Annotated in this window: 15 protein-coding genes and 1 pseudogene; 7 read left to right on the top strand and 9 right to left on the bottom strand. The window is 63.9% G+C overall.

What is annotated here, in order from left to right; genetic code table 11:
- Position 1: 1 nt before the first annotated feature.
- From FHS84_RS16565 to acnA, 3 genes are all read right to left on the bottom strand, one after another.
- Positions 2-580: a hypothetical protein gene (locus FHS84_RS16565; RefSeq protein ID WP_166936375.1), complete on the bottom strand. Its 579-nt coding sequence runs from the start codon at positions 578-580 to the stop codon at positions 2-4.
- Between the two features lie 44 nt (positions 581-624).
- A complete protein-coding gene (locus tag FHS84_RS16560; RefSeq protein ID WP_166936372.1) occupies positions 625-1,500 on the bottom strand; it encodes a DUF1223 domain-containing protein in 876 nt (291 codons plus the stop codon).
- 220 nt (positions 1,501-1,720) lie between these two features.
- On the bottom strand, positions 1,721-4,420 hold the full coding sequence (gene acnA, locus FHS84_RS16555; protein ID WP_166936370.1) for an aconitate hydratase AcnA: 2,700 nt from the start codon (positions 4,418-4,420) through the stop codon (positions 1,721-1,723).
- Positions 4,421-4,508: 88 nt separating this feature from the next.
- Between acnA and FHS84_RS16550 the strand changes: the two genes are divergently transcribed.
- Both FHS84_RS16550 and FHS84_RS16545 read left to right on the top strand, forming a co-directional pair.
- Positions 4,509-5,330 carry a crotonase/enoyl-CoA hydratase family protein gene (locus FHS84_RS16550; RefSeq protein ID WP_166936368.1) on the top strand — a complete coding sequence of 274 codons (822 nt, stop codon included), beginning with the start codon at positions 4,509-4,511 and terminating at the stop codon, positions 5,328-5,330.
- Positions 5,331-5,405: 75 nt separating this feature from the next.
- Positions 5,406-6,146 carry a DUF4908 domain-containing protein gene (locus FHS84_RS16545; RefSeq protein WP_166936366.1) on the top strand — a complete coding sequence of 247 codons (741 nt, stop codon included), beginning with the start codon at positions 5,406-5,408 and terminating at the stop codon, positions 6,144-6,146.
- A gap of 322 nt (positions 6,147-6,468) precedes the next feature.
- On the opposite strand, the pseudogene FHS84_RS23135 reads toward FHS84_RS16545, so the two are convergent.
- The 5 genes and pseudogenes from FHS84_RS23135 to FHS84_RS16515 form a co-directional block, all read right to left on the bottom strand.
- Positions 6,469-6,870: pseudogene (locus FHS84_RS23135) on the bottom strand (SRPBCC family protein); the annotation flags it as partial.
- Positions 6,867-7,187, bottom strand: a complete 321-nt coding sequence (locus FHS84_RS16530) for an ArsR/SmtB family transcription factor (RefSeq protein WP_166936364.1) — start codon at positions 7,185-7,187, stop codon at positions 6,867-6,869. The gene FHS84_RS16530 and the pseudogene FHS84_RS23135, both read right to left, overlap by 4 nt.
- A 145-nt stretch (positions 7,188-7,332) precedes the next feature.
- Entirely contained in the window at positions 7,333-8,613 is a 1,281-nt protein-coding gene (locus FHS84_RS16525; protein WP_166936362.1) for a cation:proton antiporter, read from the bottom strand.
- Between the two features lie 120 nt (positions 8,614-8,733).
- Positions 8,734-9,171, bottom strand: a complete 438-nt coding sequence (locus FHS84_RS16520; protein ID WP_166936360.1) for a cupin domain-containing protein — start codon at positions 9,169-9,171, stop codon at positions 8,734-8,736.
- Positions 9,168-9,779, bottom strand: a complete 612-nt coding sequence (locus FHS84_RS16515) for a 3'-5' exonuclease (RefSeq protein ID WP_166936358.1) — start codon at positions 9,777-9,779, stop codon at positions 9,168-9,170. Before FHS84_RS16515 ends, FHS84_RS16520 begins: the two co-directional genes overlap by 4 nt.
- 95 nt (positions 9,780-9,874) lie before the next feature.
- Here FHS84_RS16515 and FHS84_RS16510 point away from each other — a divergent pair, with 95 nt between their 5' ends.
- From FHS84_RS16510 to FHS84_RS16495, 4 genes are all read left to right on the top strand, one after another.
- On the top strand, positions 9,875-10,540 hold the full coding sequence (locus FHS84_RS16510; RefSeq protein WP_166936356.1) for a hypothetical protein: 666 nt from the start codon (positions 9,875-9,877) through the stop codon (positions 10,538-10,540).
- Positions 10,541-10,607: 67 nt separating this feature from the next.
- Positions 10,608-15,383 (top strand): NAD-glutamate dehydrogenase, encoded by a 4,776-nt coding sequence (locus FHS84_RS16505; RefSeq protein ID WP_166936354.1) that lies wholly within the window; start codon positions 10,608-10,610, stop codon positions 15,381-15,383.
- A 63-nt stretch (positions 15,384-15,446) separates the two neighbouring features.
- Entirely contained in the window at positions 15,447-15,800 is a 354-nt protein-coding gene (locus FHS84_RS16500) for a YkvA family protein (protein ID WP_166936352.1), read from the top strand.
- Complete coding sequence (locus FHS84_RS16495; RefSeq protein ID WP_166936350.1) at positions 15,800-16,186, top strand: MmcQ/YjbR family DNA-binding protein; 387 nt, start codon at positions 15,800-15,802, stop codon at positions 16,184-16,186. The genes FHS84_RS16500 and FHS84_RS16495 overlap by 1 nt, the downstream gene beginning before the upstream one ends.
- Here the strand turns inward: FHS84_RS16495 and FHS84_RS16490 are convergent, their stop codons facing one another.
- Positions 16,187-16,807 carry a PilZ domain-containing protein gene (locus FHS84_RS16490; protein WP_166936348.1) on the bottom strand — a complete coding sequence of 207 codons (621 nt, stop codon included), beginning with the start codon at positions 16,805-16,807 and terminating at the stop codon, positions 16,187-16,189.
- Between the two features lie 188 nt (positions 16,808-16,995).
- On the opposite strand from FHS84_RS16490, the gene FHS84_RS16485 reads away from it, so the two are divergent.
- On the top strand, positions 16,996-17,622 hold the full coding sequence (locus FHS84_RS16485) for a hypothetical protein (protein WP_166936346.1): 627 nt from the start codon (positions 16,996-16,998) through the stop codon (positions 17,620-17,622).
- The last annotated feature ends 35 nt before the right edge of the window (positions 17,623-17,657 follow it).

The following is a 17,657-nucleotide window of genomic DNA, read 5'->3' as shown; positions in this document are numbered from 1 at the left end:
GTCAGCGGGCGCGGCGTATCGCGCGACCCCGGCGCCTCGTCCCGTCGTGTTCGACAAGAAAATCTGACGCCAGCGCAACGCCGACCACGCCCGCCGCCGCGAACAGCAAGAGGCCGGCACGTGCCGCCGTTCCGGGCGCCAGACTCGACGCCGACGCCGCCAGCATCGAAAGCGCCGCCAGCGCGAGATAAACGCTCGGGCGCTTCATCAGGCCGGGACGCGCAATCACGAAGGTGAAGATGGCGCTTGCCACCTGCGGCGCCGCTGCCAGAACCCGCCAGTCGGTCGCCGCAGCACAAATCCCGGCCACGGTCGCGACGAGAAGAACCAGAAACGCCGTCAGCGGCCGCGGCGCCCGGCGGAATGCGGAAAACGCCGCCACGCATAGCGATGCCGATCCGAGCGTGGCGGCAATATCGGTGACCGCGGCGGCCGCGATCCCCGCGCCTTGGGACAGCGCCAGCGCGGCGTAGAGCACCGCAGCGAGCTTGAGATAGGCTTGCGCGCGCACCGGCGCCCCACCGGCCGCGATCCAGGCCGCCGCGGCTCCGAGCAACAGAACGAGCGCAAACGCAGTCATGAGGTGACGTTAGGGCGAAATGCGGCGTCAGCGGAAGAGGCGTCTCACCACGGCGCGTAGAACGTGGCGTTATTCACCATCGTGGCGCCGAGCACGCGGCCGTAGCCCGATTGCTGCACCACCACGGCGATCGCATCGTGCGCCGGCACCGTGTTGCCTGCCTTGGGCACGGTGATGGTGAGCGGCTCGCCGCGCCAGCGGCCGACATTGGCGATGTTGGTCACCACGTTGCGGTAGGCGACCGTCTTGCCGTTGTTTTCGCCGCCGCCGATCTTGACCTGCGCCATCGAGCGGACGCGGAACAGCCAGATGGTGGCGTCGACATTGCCGTGCCGGACCGCTTCGGGAACGCGATCGACCACGACACGCAAATTGTTGGGACGCTTGGAGACCTGCACCGGCACCGACCACGCCGCGCGCATCGGAGTCTTGACCCGCATCGCCGCCACGAAGGTGACGTCGGACGAAGGCCCGTCGCGCCGCGCGATTGCGGGCGTGTTGACATCGGGAGTCTGGCCGTCGTCGCGAGTCATGCTGGCCAGCGCCAGAGCATACGACACCGCATCCTCGCGAGCCGCCGGGACGTCCTTGACCCCGTCGACGATCATTTGCGGGGTGTAGACGCCGCCCCGGCGCAGCGCGTTGGCATAGGCCTTCTGGCGCCGCGTATTCTCTTCGCTCGCCAGCGTGTCCTTCCAGCCGAACATGTCCCAATAGGTCACAGGAAAGCTGAGCAGCAGCACGCCCGGCTTCTGCGCCACCTTGGCGGCCATCAGATTGGCGGCAACGCAAGAGCTACAGCCTTGGCTGGTATAGACTTCCACCACAATCGGGCGCGATTCCACACTCGCGCCGGAGCCCGCAGGGGCGCTCGCAGCGGTAAACGTAAACAATGCAAGCGCGGCGGCTGCAATTTTCATGCACGTAACCATACGCCCGAGCGCCTCATGCGGCCAGTCACTTCGACTTGAACGATACCGGTTCACCCCGGTCAGAAACCGGCTCATTCGGAATTCCGGTGTGGGAGCGGACTTTAGTCTCTTCCCGTATCTCGTTCGTGCCGGCAGCGGATGAACCGATTTTGTGGCAAAAAGGGCCCCACGGCTGCCCGCGAGGCCCATTTCCAAAAAGCGAGGCCGATCAGCCTGCCATCAACTGCCGGAGGACGTACGGCAGGATGCCGCCGTTCTTGAAATAGGCGACTTCGTCGGCGGTCAGCAGCATCAAAACCAGCGGCAGGTCGGCGGTACGGCCGTCCTTGTAGGTGATGGTGGCGGTGACACGCTTCAGCGGCTTGAGATCGTCGGCGATGCCGGGGATGTCGATCACCTCTTCGCCGGTGAAGCCGTAGTCCTTGCGGGTCTTGCCGGCTTCGAACGCGAACGGCGCTACGCCCATGCCGACGAGATTGGAGCGATGGATACGCTCGAAGCTCTCGACGATCACCGCCTTGACGCCTTGCAGCTTCGGCCCCTTCGCCGCCCAGTCGCGCGACGAGCCGGTGCCGTATTCCTTGCCGCCGATGACGACCGCCGGAATGTTCTCGGCCTTGTACTTCTCAGCCGCATCGAAGATCGACATCTCTTCGCCGGACGGCTGATGAATGGTGTTGCCGCCTTCCTTGCCGCCGAGCATCTCGTTCCGGATGCGGATGTTGGCGAAGGTGCCGCGCTCCATCACTTCGTGATTGCCGCGACGCGAGCCATACGAATTGAAGTCCTTCGGCGTGATGCCGCGTTCCTGCAAATAGAGACCTGCAGGCGCTTGCGGCTTGATCGATCCGGCAGGCGAGATGTGATCGGTGGTGATGGAATCGCCGAACACCGCCAGCACGCGCGCGCCCTTGATGTCGGACAGCGGCGCCGGGGCCTTTTCCATGCCTTCGAAATAGGGCGGATGCTTCACATAGGTCGACTCCGAATCCCATGTGTAGGTCTGGCCATTGATGACCTTGACCTTCCGCCAGTTGGCATCGCCCTCGAACACATCGGCGTACCGCGAACGGAAGGCGGAGGCCTTCACGGCTTTCTTGACCGCGTCGGCGATTTCCTTCGCACTCGGCCAGATGTCCTTCAGGTAGACCGGCTTCTTGCCTTTGCCGAGGCCGATCGGCTCTTCCAAAAGATTGATGTTCATCGATCCGGCCAGCGCATAGGCGACGACCAGCATCGGCGAGGCGAGGAAGTTTGCCCGCACCTGCTGATGCACGCGACCTTCGAAATTGCGGTTGCCCGAGAGTACCGACGCCACCGCGAGATCGTTGGCGGTAATCGCCTTGGCGACCGGCTCCGGCAGCGGACCCGAATTACCGATGCAGGTGGTGCAGCCGTAACCGACGAGATTGAAGCCGAGCTTGTCGAGGTATTTGTCGACCCCGGCGCGCTGCAGATACTCGGTCACCACCTGGCTTCCCGGCGCCAGCGAGGTCTTCACCCACGGCTTCACCTTGAGGCCGAGTTCGACCGCCTTCTTGGCGACGAGACCGGCTCCCATCATCACACTGGGATTGGAGGTGTTGGTGCAGGAGGTGATCGCCGCGATCACGACGTCGCCATGGCCGAGGGTGTAGTCCTCGCCTTCCACGGCAACCCGCGCCTCATCGGCGTTCTTCTTGTAGCGGGTGGAGAGCGCTTCGCGGAACACGGTCGGGGCGGTGACCAGCGGCACGCGATCCTGCGGACGGGCCGGACCGGCGAGCGACGGCACCACGAGGCCGAGATCGAGTTCGAGGGTCACGGTGAATTCCGGATCGGCGCTCTTGGCGTCGCGCCACAGGCCTTGTGCCTTGGCATATTTTTCCACCAGCGCCACCGTTGCGGGCTTGCGGGCGGAGTTCTTCAGATACGCCACGGTTTCCGCATCGATCGGGAAAAAGCCGCAGGTAGCACCGTATTCGGGCGCCATGTTGGCGATGGTGGCGCGATCTTCGAGAGTCATCTCGTCGAGGCCGGGGCCGTAGAATTCGACGAACTTGCCGACCACGCCCTGCTTGCGCAGCATCTGCGTGACGGTCAGCACCAGATCGGTGGCGGTGCAGCCTTCCGGCAATTTGCCGGTGAGCCTGAAGCCGACCACTTCCGGAATCAGCATCGAGATCGGCTGGCCCAGCATCGCCGCTTCCGCTTCGATACCGCCGACGCCCCAGCCGAGCACCGAAAGACCGTTGATCATCGTGGTGTGGCTGTCGGTGCCGACCAGCGTATCGGGGAAGGCATAGGTCACGGCGTTGCCGCGCTTATCCTTGCCTTTGCGGGTCCACACCGTCTGCGCCAGATATTCGAGATTGACCTGATGGCAGATGCCGGTGCCCGGCGGCACGACGCGGAAATTGGCGAAGGCCTGCTGGCCCCAGCGCAGGAAGGCATAGCGCTCGCGGTTGCGGTCGTATTCGATGGCAACGTTCTGCTTGAACGCGGTCTTGGCGCCGAAATTGTCGACCATCACCGAATGGTCGATGACGAGATCGACTTCGGCGAGCGGATTGATCTTGGCCGGATCGCCGCCCAGCGCCTTCATGGCATCGCGCATGGCGGCGAGATCGACCACCGCCGGAACGCCGGTCAGGTCCTGCATCAGGACGCGCGCCGGGCGGAAGGCGATTTCACGGGTCGATTTTTTCTCTTTGAGCCATGCGGCCACCGCCTTGATGTCGCTGGCGGTGACGGTCACGCCGTCCTCATGGCGGAGCAGGTTCTCGAGGAGAACCTTCATCGAATAGGGCAGCCGGGAAATTCCCTTGAGCCCGTTCTTCTCCGCCTGGGTGAGGCTGAAATAGACATAGCTTTTGCCGCCCACCGAAAGAGTCCGGCGGGATTTGAAGGAGTCGAGGCTGGTCTTCACGGAAAGCGCGCCTTTGAAAAAGGGGTGGAAGCGCCCCCGGTTTAGTGGAATTCTAAACGAATTCCAAGTCAGCCGAGGGGAGGCTCTGATGAGCAGGTCGGTTTACGCGGAGAAAATCGGCGCGGTTACCACGGTGATACTCGACCGCCCTGAGGCCGGTAACACACTCGATCGGACCGCTGCCGATGCCCTCGCCGAAGCCTTCGCGGCCTTCGAAGAGGATACCGCGGCGCGCGCCGCGGTCCTGTGGGGCGCGGGCGGAAATTTCTCGGCCGGACTTGATCTTGCGGCGATGTCGGGCGGACGCGGCAACCGGCTGGCGTTTCCGGCCAAGCATCCCGATCCCCTCACCTGCGACGCCCCGATGGGCCCGACGCGCATGCGGCTGTCGAAGCCCGTCATCGCAGCAGTGGCCGGGCTGGCGACCGGCGGCGGCCTCGAACTTGCCCTTTGGTGCGATCTGAGAATCGCCGAGGAGGACGCGGTCTTCGGTGCCGATAACCGGCGCTCGGGCCTGCCGATGATGGACGGCGGCACGGTGCGGCTGCCGCGGCTGGTCGGCCAGAGCCATGCGCTCGATATCATCCTCACCGGCCGCCCGGTGGGCGCTCGCGAGGCGCTCGCGATGGGTCTCGTCAACCGCGTCGTGACTCCCGGCACATCCCGCCGCGAGGCCGAATCACTGGCGGCTGCCATGGTAGCGCTGCCACAAGCCTCGCTGGGCAGCGATAGATCATCCGTCTACGAACAATTCGACCTCGCCTTCACGGCGGCGATGGAGAACGAATTTGTCCACGGAATGAAGGCCCTAGCTTCCGGAGAGGGACGGCGGGGGGCGGCGCTTTTCGCCGCAGGGGCGGCCAGCGGACAGGACTTCGGTCGCAACGCAGGCGTGCCGGGCATAAAATAGCCCGATTTGCCTCGATACTCATCACCCGTGAGGGAAGGCGTGCGGGTGCGCGACCCGAACGAGTTAAAGAATCTGATGCGTGCGTTCGCTCTCCTTTTCGGCGCGTTGCTGTTGTGCGCGTCTGCAACGCAGGCGCAAGCAGGCGTGTTCGATCGCTCGCCGCGCTTTAGCGACATCAATTCCGGGACCTATCAGGCGGGCGACCGCCGCTTTTCGCTCGACCGCTATCAGAACGCCTTCCTGATGCGGTTCGCCGGCCAGCCGGAGATCTTCGTTTTGTATGCTAATTACGGCGCCATGGGGAACCGGGTGCTGCAATACGATTCCGGCGCCATCGCGATCCAAGTCACCGGCTGGGGCGGCATGACCCTCTATACCGACGATCATCCCGAAGGCTTGCCGACGAGCCGTGTCGGGGACTCATCGGCGCCGGTGCTGCCGGCGATCTCGATGCAGCAGATGCAGAGCGCCGCCGACGACGAGACCAGTCATCTCGGTTACGTGCGCGGCATCAAGATCAGTTTCTTCGCCGATCAGAATGCGGTGGCCGAGAACGCGGTCCGGGCGCTCGCTTTCGATACCATGGAGAACGCCGCCCGCGGCATCGACCGTTTCACCGCCAATCCCGCCGCGCGGGGGGCCTTCGGCCAACGCATTTCCTCTGTGCGCATCGCGCTGAGCGACAGGCCTTACATCAAGATCGAAAACCGGGTCCTGGTCGTGACCTTCAATCCCCGCACCGGCTATTTCGGCCGCGCCTCTTCGAACGCGATCTCGACCGCGCTCGGCAAGCTGTTCGGCATTCCGTCGAACTAACGCCTGTTTCCGTCGTTTACCGGCCGCTCCCGATTTCCGGAAGCTCCATGCTGCTTTGCGCCGGAGCCTGCGGGGCCGGATTTCTCGACAGCACGCGCAGAACGACATGTCCTTTCCACATCCAGAGCCCGGTCAGGAGCATGACCGGCAGAAAGACAAAGCGCGTCGCTGGTGCGTAGTCCGGAATTTTGTCGAACGGACTGTAAATGTAGCCAATGATCGGGATGGAGCAGACGATGTGGATCCAGCGATAAAGCGGACGCCTGGCAAGGTTCGACATATCCGTTACCCCCCCCCGGCCGGAAGCGGCCGGCGACGCATCGCGCGCCAAGACCTGCTCCAGTTTGCCAAGGAACTGCTGCCAGCCGTATTTGGCCCCGCTATAGGCCTGCTTCTGATCCGGTCGGAAGCCCGACTGTTCCATGCGCAACTGGGTTCCCATTTCCGTCGGAGTCAGAGTCCAGGTCACGACGCTCTCGAGACCCATAGCGTTCCAGGTATAAGAGAGAGCCTTGTTCGGCTCGACAATCCGGACCTCGCAGTCGACCGAACCCCAGTCGGCGCGGAGCGTAAAGCGGTGGCCCGCCATGGGGCTGAAATCGTTCTGCATCAGCCATTCGGCGATCAAATGCGGCTGGGTCAGGGCGCGCCAGACCTTCTCCGGCGCAAAGGGCAGGTCTCGTTCGACAGTCACGGAGAGCGTTTCGGACGCGGCGTTGCTCATTGGTCCATCCTTCTGAGGAGATCTTCGAGGCGATCGAACCGGTTCTGCCAGAACCCGGCCATCTGGCTCGTCCAGTCGACCAGGGGAGCGAGAGCGCCGATCTGCGCGCTATAGTGGGTCTGACGTCCTTCATGGCGATCGCGCACCAATCCGGCTTCTTTCAAAACCCCGAGATGCTTGGAGACCGCCGGCTGCGAGACCCCGGCTTCAAGTGTCAAAGCACCGACCGTTTGTTCCCCATCGCGGCACAATCGTTCGAAGATCGCCCGCCGGGTCGGATCGGCCAAAGACCGGAACAGCATGTCGTGCGGCGCCATAATTCATAACTGCCTGGTTATTGATTTTCATATAATCAATTCGGAATCGACGAGTCAATCGTATGCAGCGCTGCCTATCGTAGAAAATTATCGGGCAGACATATGCGCCAGAGGTTATGTGTATTCACCGCTGACGTATCGACACCTATGCTTCCACGCCTTGCGGCACCGCATAGCCGGCGCGCGGCAGAAGCACCCGCAAGAGCGGTCCCGTCATCACCGTCGTGAACACCGCCATGATGACCAGCATGGTGAAGACATTCTGCGGCAGGAAGCCCATGTCGTAGCCGATGTTGAGCACGATCAGTTCCATAAGCGCGCGGGTGTTCATCAGGGTGCCGAGAATGGCCGATTCGGTCAGCGAGAACCGCGCCATGCGGCTCGCCACGAACACCGGAACGATCTTGCCGCCGACGGCGGCCGCAAGAATCGCAGCGAGCCACATCCAGTCGCTCGCGGCGGTGAGTCCGAGCACGTTGGTGCGCAGGCCGGTGTAGGTGAAGAACACCGGCAGGAAAAATACCAGGACGAAACGGCCGACCTGCCGCCGCCACGCCTCGACGAACGCCTTGTCGTCGTGGAACAGAAGGCCGGCAAGGAAGCCGCCAAAGATTGCAAAAATGCCGAGCTGATACGTGCAGATCGCCATCGCAAACGTGATCGCAATCACGGCCGTCATCACGTTCGGCGAAATCTCGCCTGCCGTCACCGGATAGCGGTCGAGCACCCAACGGATGACGCGCCGCAGACCGAACCAGGCGAAAGCCGCGAGCAGCAGAATGCCGCCGATCTGCAGCGCCATGTTCTCGAGCGAAAACTTCGCCGCCGCGTAGGCCGAAATGCCGGCCAGCAACACCCAGCCGATGACGTCGTTCAAGGCCGCCGCGGAAATCGCCACCACGCCGATTTCGGTGCGGGTGAGATCGAACTCCTTGAGGATGCGCCCCAGGATCGGCACCGCCGTGATGGCGAGCCCGACGCCGCAGAACAGGCTGTAGGTGGTCGGGTCGATCTTGGGGGCCAGCAGCGGTGCCGAAAACTGCCCGATGATAAATCCGAGCGCGAACGGCACCGTGATCGACGCGGCGGTGATGCCGAGCGAGCCGTTGCGGTTCTTGCGCCGTCCGAGATGGCCGAATTCGAAATCCATGCCGATCTGGAACATCAACAGCACCAGACCGATCTGACTGATGATGGTGATGGGCGAAGAGGCCTTGGCGCCGAACAGCGCCAGCGCGGCGTCGGGAAAGAAGTGGCCGAACAGCGACGGACCGAGCACCAAGCCGGCGACGATCTCGCCGATCACCCCAGGCTGGCCGAACTTGCGGGCGACGACATTGCCGGCACGGGCCGCCAGTACCATCACGATGATCTGTAAGAGGGTGGAAAACAGCAACGACTCGGTCGCGTGAACGCTGGAATGCATGATCTCGACGCCCCTCTTGCAAACTAGAACTATTCTAGCGAGCAAGACGCGGCAAAGGAAGCGCTTTCATCCTACCACGCCGCTTGGTCGATACCGGATTTCTGGCGCCGGGCCGGCCGCCTAAAACCCAAAACCGTCTGGGGCCATTTCGAAGGTCTCGAACCGGAATCCCGGTGCCACCGTGCAGCCAACCAGGGTGTAGTCCCCGAGCGGCCGTGCCGCCTGCCAGGCATGCGCCGGCACCACGAGTTGGGGCCGCTCGTCGAACTCGACGCCGGCGCCAAGAACGTGGAATTCGGCCGGACGGCCTTCGGCTTGAATGGTCAGTTCCAGCGGACTGCCGCGGTAAAAATGCCAGACCTCCGCAGCGTCAATCCGGTGCGCCCGCGACACCTCTCCCTTCTTGAGGAGGTAATAGATCGCGGTCGAATGGGCCCGCCCGCCGGTGCCCGCCGGATCCAGGAACATCTGGCGGTAATAGCCGCCTTCGGGATGCGGCTTGAGATCCAGCACTTCGATGATGCGGTCGGCTTCGTCTTTCACGGCGACTTCCTTCATGGATACATTTTCGGCACGGCGGCGACCGGCGGTACAGCCCCCCGCTCCACCAAGGCCTTGATTCCGGACGCCACCGACAACGCGTCCGCGAGCGCGTCGTGGGTATGGCCGTCGAACGGAACACCGGCTGCCGGACCGACGTCGCAGGCATGCATGCCACGGATATCGATGCCGTTTTCGATCAGCCAGGGGCGCAAGTCCACCACCTTGGGCAGCCGCAGCACCGTATGAAGCCCATACAGTCTGAGGTTATCCATGAGCACGAGGTCGTCACGGCCGAAGGCTATGACCGGCAACGTGCCGGCGAACGAAACGAAGCTGCGATAGGCTTCCTCGAAATCGACCCCGCGCGCGGTCACGGCGGCGTTGGTGATTCGTGTGAGTTTTTCGAGATAAGGCGACAGCACCGGATTGAGTCGCGGCCGGACGAGGCACTCGAAACGTTCGATCGGGGAAAATGCGGAGGTGACTTTGACCGCTCCGATCTGGACTACTTCCTTGTACTCCCCCGGCGCCAGCCAGCGCCGCGCCATGGAACCATCCCAGGCGGTGAATTCGAGGTCGTAGACCACGGCGTAAGGAATCTGCAGGTGAGAAGAACTTGTCATATTGACCAACCGAATCAGGTAAAGGGCTCCGTTAAGACATTTTTAAGAGTCCAAGTCGACGCTAGCGCTGGGAAAATCCTGGGGTGGAGAGCCACATGGTCGCAATCGTGAAATCGCTGTTCCCCGAGCAGCGCCCCGCCCCCGAAGCGAAACCCGTACGGGGCTCGCTGGCCAAGCTCAAGGCCCTGCATGCCGAGGCGGAAGAAACCGCGCGGCTCGCAAACCTGTTGGGCCGCAGCGGTGCGGTCGGCGCCGCCCTGCCCTTCCTCGCCATCGTCACCATCGGTTTGTCGGTCAGTGTCAATCCGGCCTCGCAGATCGTGTGGCTGATTCTGGTCGGTGCGGTGGCCCTCGCCATGCTGATCGCCTACCGCCACGCCATGAAGCGTCCGTTCGAGCGCGACGCCCTCAAGGATTACGCCAAGGACCTTTCCGCCATTCTCCTGTTCGCCGGCTTCGCCTGGGGCGCCGGAGCCTTCCTCGCCCTGCCGAGCGGTCTTTCGACCGGCGCCACCATCGCCTTCGCGCTGCTGCCCGCCGCGAGCATCGCGTATTTGTTGCGGGACCGCGAGGCGCTGTTTCTGTTTCTTGCGCCCACGACCGTACTGACAGCCGCCGCATGTCTTCTCAAGCCGTTTGCCGGCGGTTGGATCGCAGCGGTCACACTCATTGCTGCTGCAGCCATACTGGTCGGTGCGGCCCGTTTGTATGAACGGCTGACAGGCATTCAAAGCAAGCCTGCCATGCTGTCATTGCCCTAGAGCCTAAGTTTTTTCGTGAGCCTGTGAGGCATAGACTGTTCCGGACATTCTGTTCGAACAGGCCGCCATGGTTCTCGCCGACATCACCCCCCGCAAATCCGATCTCCTCACCCGCTGCGTCGAAGAACTGCGCGGCGAACCGGAACTCATCGCCTTCATCGAGGCATTGACGAAGAATGCCTCGCCCGAAGACGTCATGCGTTATACGCCGCAGCAACTCGCGGCGCTGGCCCGGCTGATCCACGCCCGCATCGGCGCGCGCGCCGCCGGCACTTCGCTGGTGACGCTGATCGATCCGGCCCTCGAGAGCGCAGACTTCATCCGCAAGGAAACCGTGCTCGTCGCCATCAACGACGATGCGCCGTTCCTGTTCGATTCCCTGATGGGCGAAATCACCGCGCAAGGCTTCGCGCCGCGGGCGGTGTTCCATCCCATCCTCGACAGTGCCGGCCATCCCACCAGCGTGATCGTCGTGGTGATGGACACCATCGTCGAAGAGGACCTGCGCGAATTGCTGCTCAAGGGCGCCGAAGCGGTGTTCGCCCAGGTGCGGCTCGCCGTGCGCGACTGGCAAGCCATGCGCGACCGCCTCAAGGACGCCGTCAGCGAACTCAAGCTGACCTCCTCGCGCGCGCCGGCACAGGAGATCCGCGAGACCGTCGAGTTCCTCGAATGGCTCGGCAACGACCATTTCACCTTCCTCGGCAGCCGCGACTATTCCTATTCCCCTCAGGACGGCGGCCAACTCGTTCCCGTCGAAGGCTCCGGCCTCGGTGTCTTGACCGACGCCAAAGCCCGCGTGGTGCGCCGCTCCGCCGACGATACCGCCCTGACCGAGAAGCTGCGCGAATTCCTGTTCCGTCCCGATCCGCTCATCATCACCAAATCGAACGAGAAGAGTCTCGTTCACCGCCGCGTGTTCATGGACTATATCGGCGTCAAGCTGTTCGGCGCCGACGGCAGCTTCAAAGGCGAGCGCCGCTTCGTCGGACTGTTCACCTCGGGCGCCTACAGCCGCACGCCGGCCGACATTCCGCTGTTGCGCTTCAAGGCGGGCAACGTGATGGCGCGCGCCGGACTTCCGGCCGGCGGCCACGACGCCAAGACGTTGGCGCACATCCTCGACACCTTCCCGCGCGACGAGTTGTTCCAGGTCGGCGAGGACGAGCTTTATACGACCGCAATGGGCATGCTGCGCCTGACCGAGCGGCCGAAGCTGAAGCTGTTCCTGCGCTTCGACCGCTTCGACCGCTTCGCCGCCGCCATCGTGTTCGTGCCGCGCGAGCGCTTTAATTCCGCCGTGCATGTCCGCCTGCACGAAATCCTCGCCGAAGCGCTCGGCGGCCATCCGATGGAAGCAGTCCCGAGCCTCACCGATTCCGTGCTGGCGCGGCTCTATTATACCGTCGGCTTCGACGAAGGCGCGCCCGCCTCGGCCGACGTCGCCGCCATCGAGCATGAAATGCGCGCCGCCATCCGCACCTGGGAAGACGGCTATCTCGACGTCTTGAAGGCGCGCTACGGCGAAATCGAAGGCACCCGCCTGTTCCGTCAGCAGGCGCCGGGCATTCCCGCACGCTATCGCGACGCCTTCACCCCGACCGAAGGCGCCGAAGACCTCGCCGCCATCGACAGTCTCGCCCGTTCGGGCAAGAAGCCTGCCGTCGAAGCACGGGTGATGCGGCGCGTGTCCGACCGCCGCTCGACCCTGCGCATCAAGCTCTACGGCCTCGGGCCGGCGCTGCCGCTGTCGGTGTCGCTGCCGATCTTCGAGAATTTCGGCCTCAAGGTGATCGCCGAAGACGCCTATCCGATCGTCGCCGAAGCCGGCGAAGCCTTCGTGCTCGATTTCCTGATGGAGCGCGCCGATCAAGGCCCCGCCCAAGGCACCGAGATCAAGCATCTCTTGCAGTCGGCGTTTCATGCGGTGATCGCAGGCGATGCGGAAAGCGACGGGTTCAACCGCCTCACCATCGTTGCCGGACTTTCCTGGCGCGACATCACCATTCTGCGCGCGGTCGCGAAATTCCTGCGCCAAGCCGCGATCCCGTTCAGCCAGGACTATATGGAGCAGGCGCTGACGCGCAATCCCGACCTCGCCCGCATGCTGGTCGAACTGTTCCATGCCCAGTTGTCGCCCGATCTCGCGAACGAAGAAGCGGCCACCGACCTCCAGGCGCGTATCGCCGCCGCGTTGCACGACGTCGCCAGTCTCGACGACGACCGCATCATCCGGCGCATCCGCAATGTGATCGTCAACGTCCTGCGCACCAATTTCTATCAGCAGAGCGAAGACGGACGGCCGAAGCCGTATCTCTCCATGAAACTGGCGTCGGGCAAGCTCGACGAGCTGCCGGCACCGCGTCCGCATGTCGAAATCTTCGTCTACTCGCCGCAAGTCGAAGGCGTGCATCTGCGCTTCGGCAAAGTGGCGCGCGGCGGCCTTCGCTGGAGCGACCGGCGCGAAGACTTTCGCACCGAAATTCTCGGCCTCGTCAAGGCGCAGCAGGTCAAGAACGCTTGCATCGTGCCGGTAGGCTCGAAGGGCGGCTTCTATCCCAAGCAGATGCCGGCCGGTGCGAACCGCGAAGAAACGATGGCGACGGGCATTGCCGCCTACAAGACGTTCATCAACGCGTTGCTCGACGTCACCGACAATCTCGGCCCGGATGGCACGGTGGTGCCGCCGGAACAGGTGGTGCGCCGCGACGAAGACGATCCCTATCTGGTCGTCGCCGCCGACAAAGGGACGGCAACCTTCTCCGACATCGCCAACGGCATTGCCGAAGGACGCGGCTTCTGGCTTGGCGATGCGTTCGCCTCCGGCGGCAGCCACGGCTACGATCACAAGGTGATGGGCATCACCGCCCGCGGCGCCTGGGAAGCGGTCAAACGCCACTTCCGCGAAATGGGCCGCGACATCCAATCGACGCCGTTCACGGCGGTCGGCGTCGGCGACATGTCGGGCGACGTGTTCGGCAACGGCGTGCTGCTGTCGAGATGCCTGAAGCTTCTCGCCGCTTTCGATCACCGCCACATCTTCATCGACCCCGATCCCGATCCGGCGGCGAGCTGGAACGAGCGCAAGCGCCTGTTCGATCTGCCGCGTTCCTCCTGGGCCGATTACGACAAGGCGCTCATCTCCAAAGGCGGCGGCATTTTCGCTCGCACGCTGAAGGAAATCCCACTCTCTGCCGAGATGAAGGCGCTGACCGGCCTCAGTGCCGACACCGCAACGCCCGCCGAAGTAATGAAGGCGATTCTCAAGGCCGACGTCGACCTGCTCTGGCTCGGCGGTATCGGCACCTATGTGAAGGCCTCGACCCAGTCCAACCTTGAAGTCGGCGACCGCGCCAACGATGCAGTGCGCATCAACGGCAAGGAATTGCGCGCCAAGGTGATCGGCGAGGGCGCCAATCTGGGCCTGACCCAGCTCGGCCGCATCGAATGCGCCATGAGCGGCATCCGCCTCAACACCGACGCCATCGACAATTCCGCCGGCGTCGACACCTCCGACCATGAAGTGAATCTCAAGATCCTGATGGGCGGTGCGATGCGGCGCGGCGAAATGACGGGCGTTGAGCGCGACACGCTGCTCGCCAGCATGACCGACGAAGTCGCAGCCCTCGTGCTGAAGGACAATTACGACCAGACGCTGGCGATCACCGTCGCCGAGGCGCGGGGCGTGGGCGATGTCGATGCCTGCGGCCGTTATATGCGCGACCTCGAAGCACGCGGCCGGCTCGATCGCGCGGTGGAGTTCCTGCCCGACGACGCCGAACTGCGCCGCCGCGCGCAAGCGGGCAAAGGTCTCACGCGTCCCGAACTCTCGGTGCTGCTGGCCTATGCCAAACTCGATCTCAAGGCCGAGCTGCTCGCCAGCGATCTGCCCGACGATCCGCACTTCCTGCCGTCACTTGCCGGCTACTTCCCGCCGGAAGCGGTCACAGCCCTGCCGGACGAACTCGGGCGCCATCGCTTGAAGCGCGAAATCATCACCGATGTCGTCGCCAATTCGCTCATCAATCTCGCCGGCCCCTTGTTCGTCGCCCGCATGAAGGAGATGAGCGGGGCACCCGCCGCCCGCATCGTACGCGCCTTTGCGGTGGCCGACGGCGCCTTCGGACTGTCGGTTCTCAAGAAGCGCATCGACGCGCTGGATCTCAAGGTCGACGCCAAGCTGCAGACCTCGATGTATGGCGATATCGTCGCCGTGCTGCGCCGCCTCGGCTTGTGGTTCCTCATCAACGTGCCGGCCGATGCGGACCTTTCGACCATCGTCGCGCTTTATCGCGACGGCGCCGAAAAGCTGCGCGGCACCTTCTCGACCCTGGTATCGCCGTACGAAGCCCACGACACCGAAGCGCGCATCGCCGAACTCGTCCAAGGCGGCGTGCCGCACGATCTCGCCGAGGACGTCGCGGTGCTGCCGCTGATGGCGGGCCTGCCGGAAATCGCGCTGATGGCGGCTAGCCACGCTCTGCCGCTCGATCTCGTCGCCGGTGCCTACTTTGCGATGGGCGCGGCGGTCGGTATCGACCGGCTGCGTGGTCACGCCGGACGCATCACCGCCGCCGAGCACTGGGACCGCCTCGCCATCCGCCGGATCATCGACGATCTTTACGCCGGTCAGCGGGCGCTGACCGCTTCGGCATTGAAGGCGGGAACCGAAGGCGAAGACCGGGCGGCCGGCGCTGCCGCCGTCACGCGCTGGACCGAAGCCCATGCCGACGCGCTGAAACGCGCCACGTCGTTCCTCCGGGCACTGGAATCGTCGGGCGAATTGTCGGTGGCCAAACTGACACTGGCCGGGAGCCAGATCCACGAATTGGCGGCCCGTTAGGAAAGCGGGAGGGGACTGCAACAAGTCCCTTCCCTGCTTCCGCACTCCGGGCGAAGATAGGGTATGTCCTATCAACTGCCCGCCACCGTCGCCAAAAACGAGCGCACCGTCGAACAGGGCTTCTGGAAGAAGCTGCTCGGCCTTGCCGGCAAGCTGCCGTTCGCCGAAGAGTTGGCGGCCGCGTATTACTGCGCCTTCGATCGCAACACGCCGGGCAAAGTGCGGGCGATGCTGATGGCGGCGCTGGCCTATTTCGTGCTGCCGTTCGACGTCATTCCCGATTTCCTCGCCGGCCTCGGCTACACCGACGATGCCGCCGTGCTGGCGGCGACCATTATGATGGTGGGCAGGCACATCACGCCGGAGCATTATGCCAAAGCCCGCGCCGCGCTGGGCCTGAAGCCGAAGGAAAACTAATGCGCCACGCCGACGTCGAGAAATTCTGTCTGTCGCTGCCGGCGACCACGCTGGTCGTGCAATGGGGCGAAAGCCGCGTCTACAAGGTCGGCGGCAAGGTGTTCGCCGTCATGGGCCCCGCCTTCGACAAGCCGCACCACATCACCTTCCGGGTTGCCGAGGACAGTTTCGAAATTCTCACCGAAGACCCGGAGTTCGTGCAGGCGCCTTATTTCGCCAAGCGGCGCTGGATCCTGCTGCAGCGCCTCGACGCGCTGTCGACCAAGGAACTGAAAGCCTATCTCACCCGCGCCCACGCCCTGGTGGCGGCGGGACTACCGAAGAAGAAGCAGGCGGAGTTCGGGCTGGAAGCCATCGCGCAAGACGTGGCAGCGCTGGCGGACTGATCAGCGCGCCAGGGCGATCTTGGTGCGGACGCGGTCGGCGGTCGCATTGGTGTTGCCGACGAACTCGATGCCGAGGCCCTGGTCGTGATGACGGGCGATGCGGCCCGCAAGCTGCCCGATGAGAACGAACTCGCCGACCGGCGGCTTGATGTCGGTCTTGACCGAAATGCCGCTCATCGACAGATCGAGCACCTCGCAAGGCACTACCTGTCCGTCGTAGCGCACGAAGCGGGTCAGCCCCCGAGTCGGCGACCGCTCGTCGCGGCGCAACTCGGATTCGTCGAGCAGCGACTTGTTGAGGAACAGGGTGAGCTGCTCGGCCGTGCGCTCGCGCTTGAGGGCGGTGGAGGCGAATCTGAGGCCCAGGCGCGGCCCGTCGTGGCGCGCGATGGTGCCTTCGAAGCGGCCGAAGGTGTTGGCATAGAGGACGACCGGGGTCTCGAGCGACAACTTGGCATCGGTCGCCACCGACGCCCCACCCGGCGACAAATCGACCACAGTGCAGGCGAATTCCTCGGACGTGGCGGGCACGAACAGCTTGCCCGGCAGGTCGACGGGAACACGGCGGTACCGGCGTCGTTCGGCACGCGCCCTGGCCAGCACGGGGTCTTTATCGTTCATGCCGGGCACGCGGGCACCCCTCCTCACGAAGCGTCCCGCCAGTCTGCGTCCGATTATCTAACGGACGGTTTATGACCGAACGTTTAGGTGGATAGCCGTTCATGGTGAATCCTGCGGCGTAAACTCCTGCTTAACCCCGGTGGCAAGACGCGGTATAGGAAGTTCCCCCGGTCTTCGGAGAAAAGTGAATGGCGACGAAAATTGATGCGCGGCCGCTCCTCGTGTTGTGTGCGGTTTCTTTGGCCGGCTGTATCAATTTCAGCCCGCTCGACGATCTCGATGCCACAACCCCGCCGGCCGATCCGTTCCAGGCCGCGCTTTATAAGAACTACAGCTTCCTGGCGAAGTCGTTCGGCCAGGTGGGACAGGCCCAATACGGCTCGTTCGACCAGGATTCCTCGATCCCGCTGACCGAGACCCAGGGCACTGTCGCCGATCTCGCCAATACCTATGCCGACAAGGCGATGCGGCTGACGCGCGACGAAGTGGTCGATCCCGAACCCAGCCGCGACATCAAAACCCACGATCAGCGCGACCGGCTGGTGCGGGCGCTGTCCACCGCCAAGGACGTCTATCCTCGCGACGCAGCCCGCGCCCAGGCCGATTGGGACTGCTGGCGCTTGAATCTGCGGGTCGCCTCGCAAGTTCCCTCGGCCGAAAAATGCCGTCAGTCCTTCGAAATCACCCTGGCCCGGCTCGAGACCGAAGCGGCCGCGGTTGCGGCCGAAAAGGCGAAGGAGGACGAAGCCAAGAAGAAAGCCGCGGCGGAACAGGGGCAAAAGACCGCGCCGGGCGAAATCACCGAGAATCCGTGATCGTCGGCAGCCGGCAATACGACACTTTTTGACAA

The organism is Rhizomicrobium electricum (assembly GCF_011762045.1).
GTDB lineage: Bacteria > Pseudomonadota > Alphaproteobacteria > Micropepsales > Micropepsaceae > Rhizomicrobium > Rhizomicrobium electricum.
Note: the sequence above shows the minus strand (reverse complement) of the source record. Positions and strands in the feature narration are given on the sequence as shown.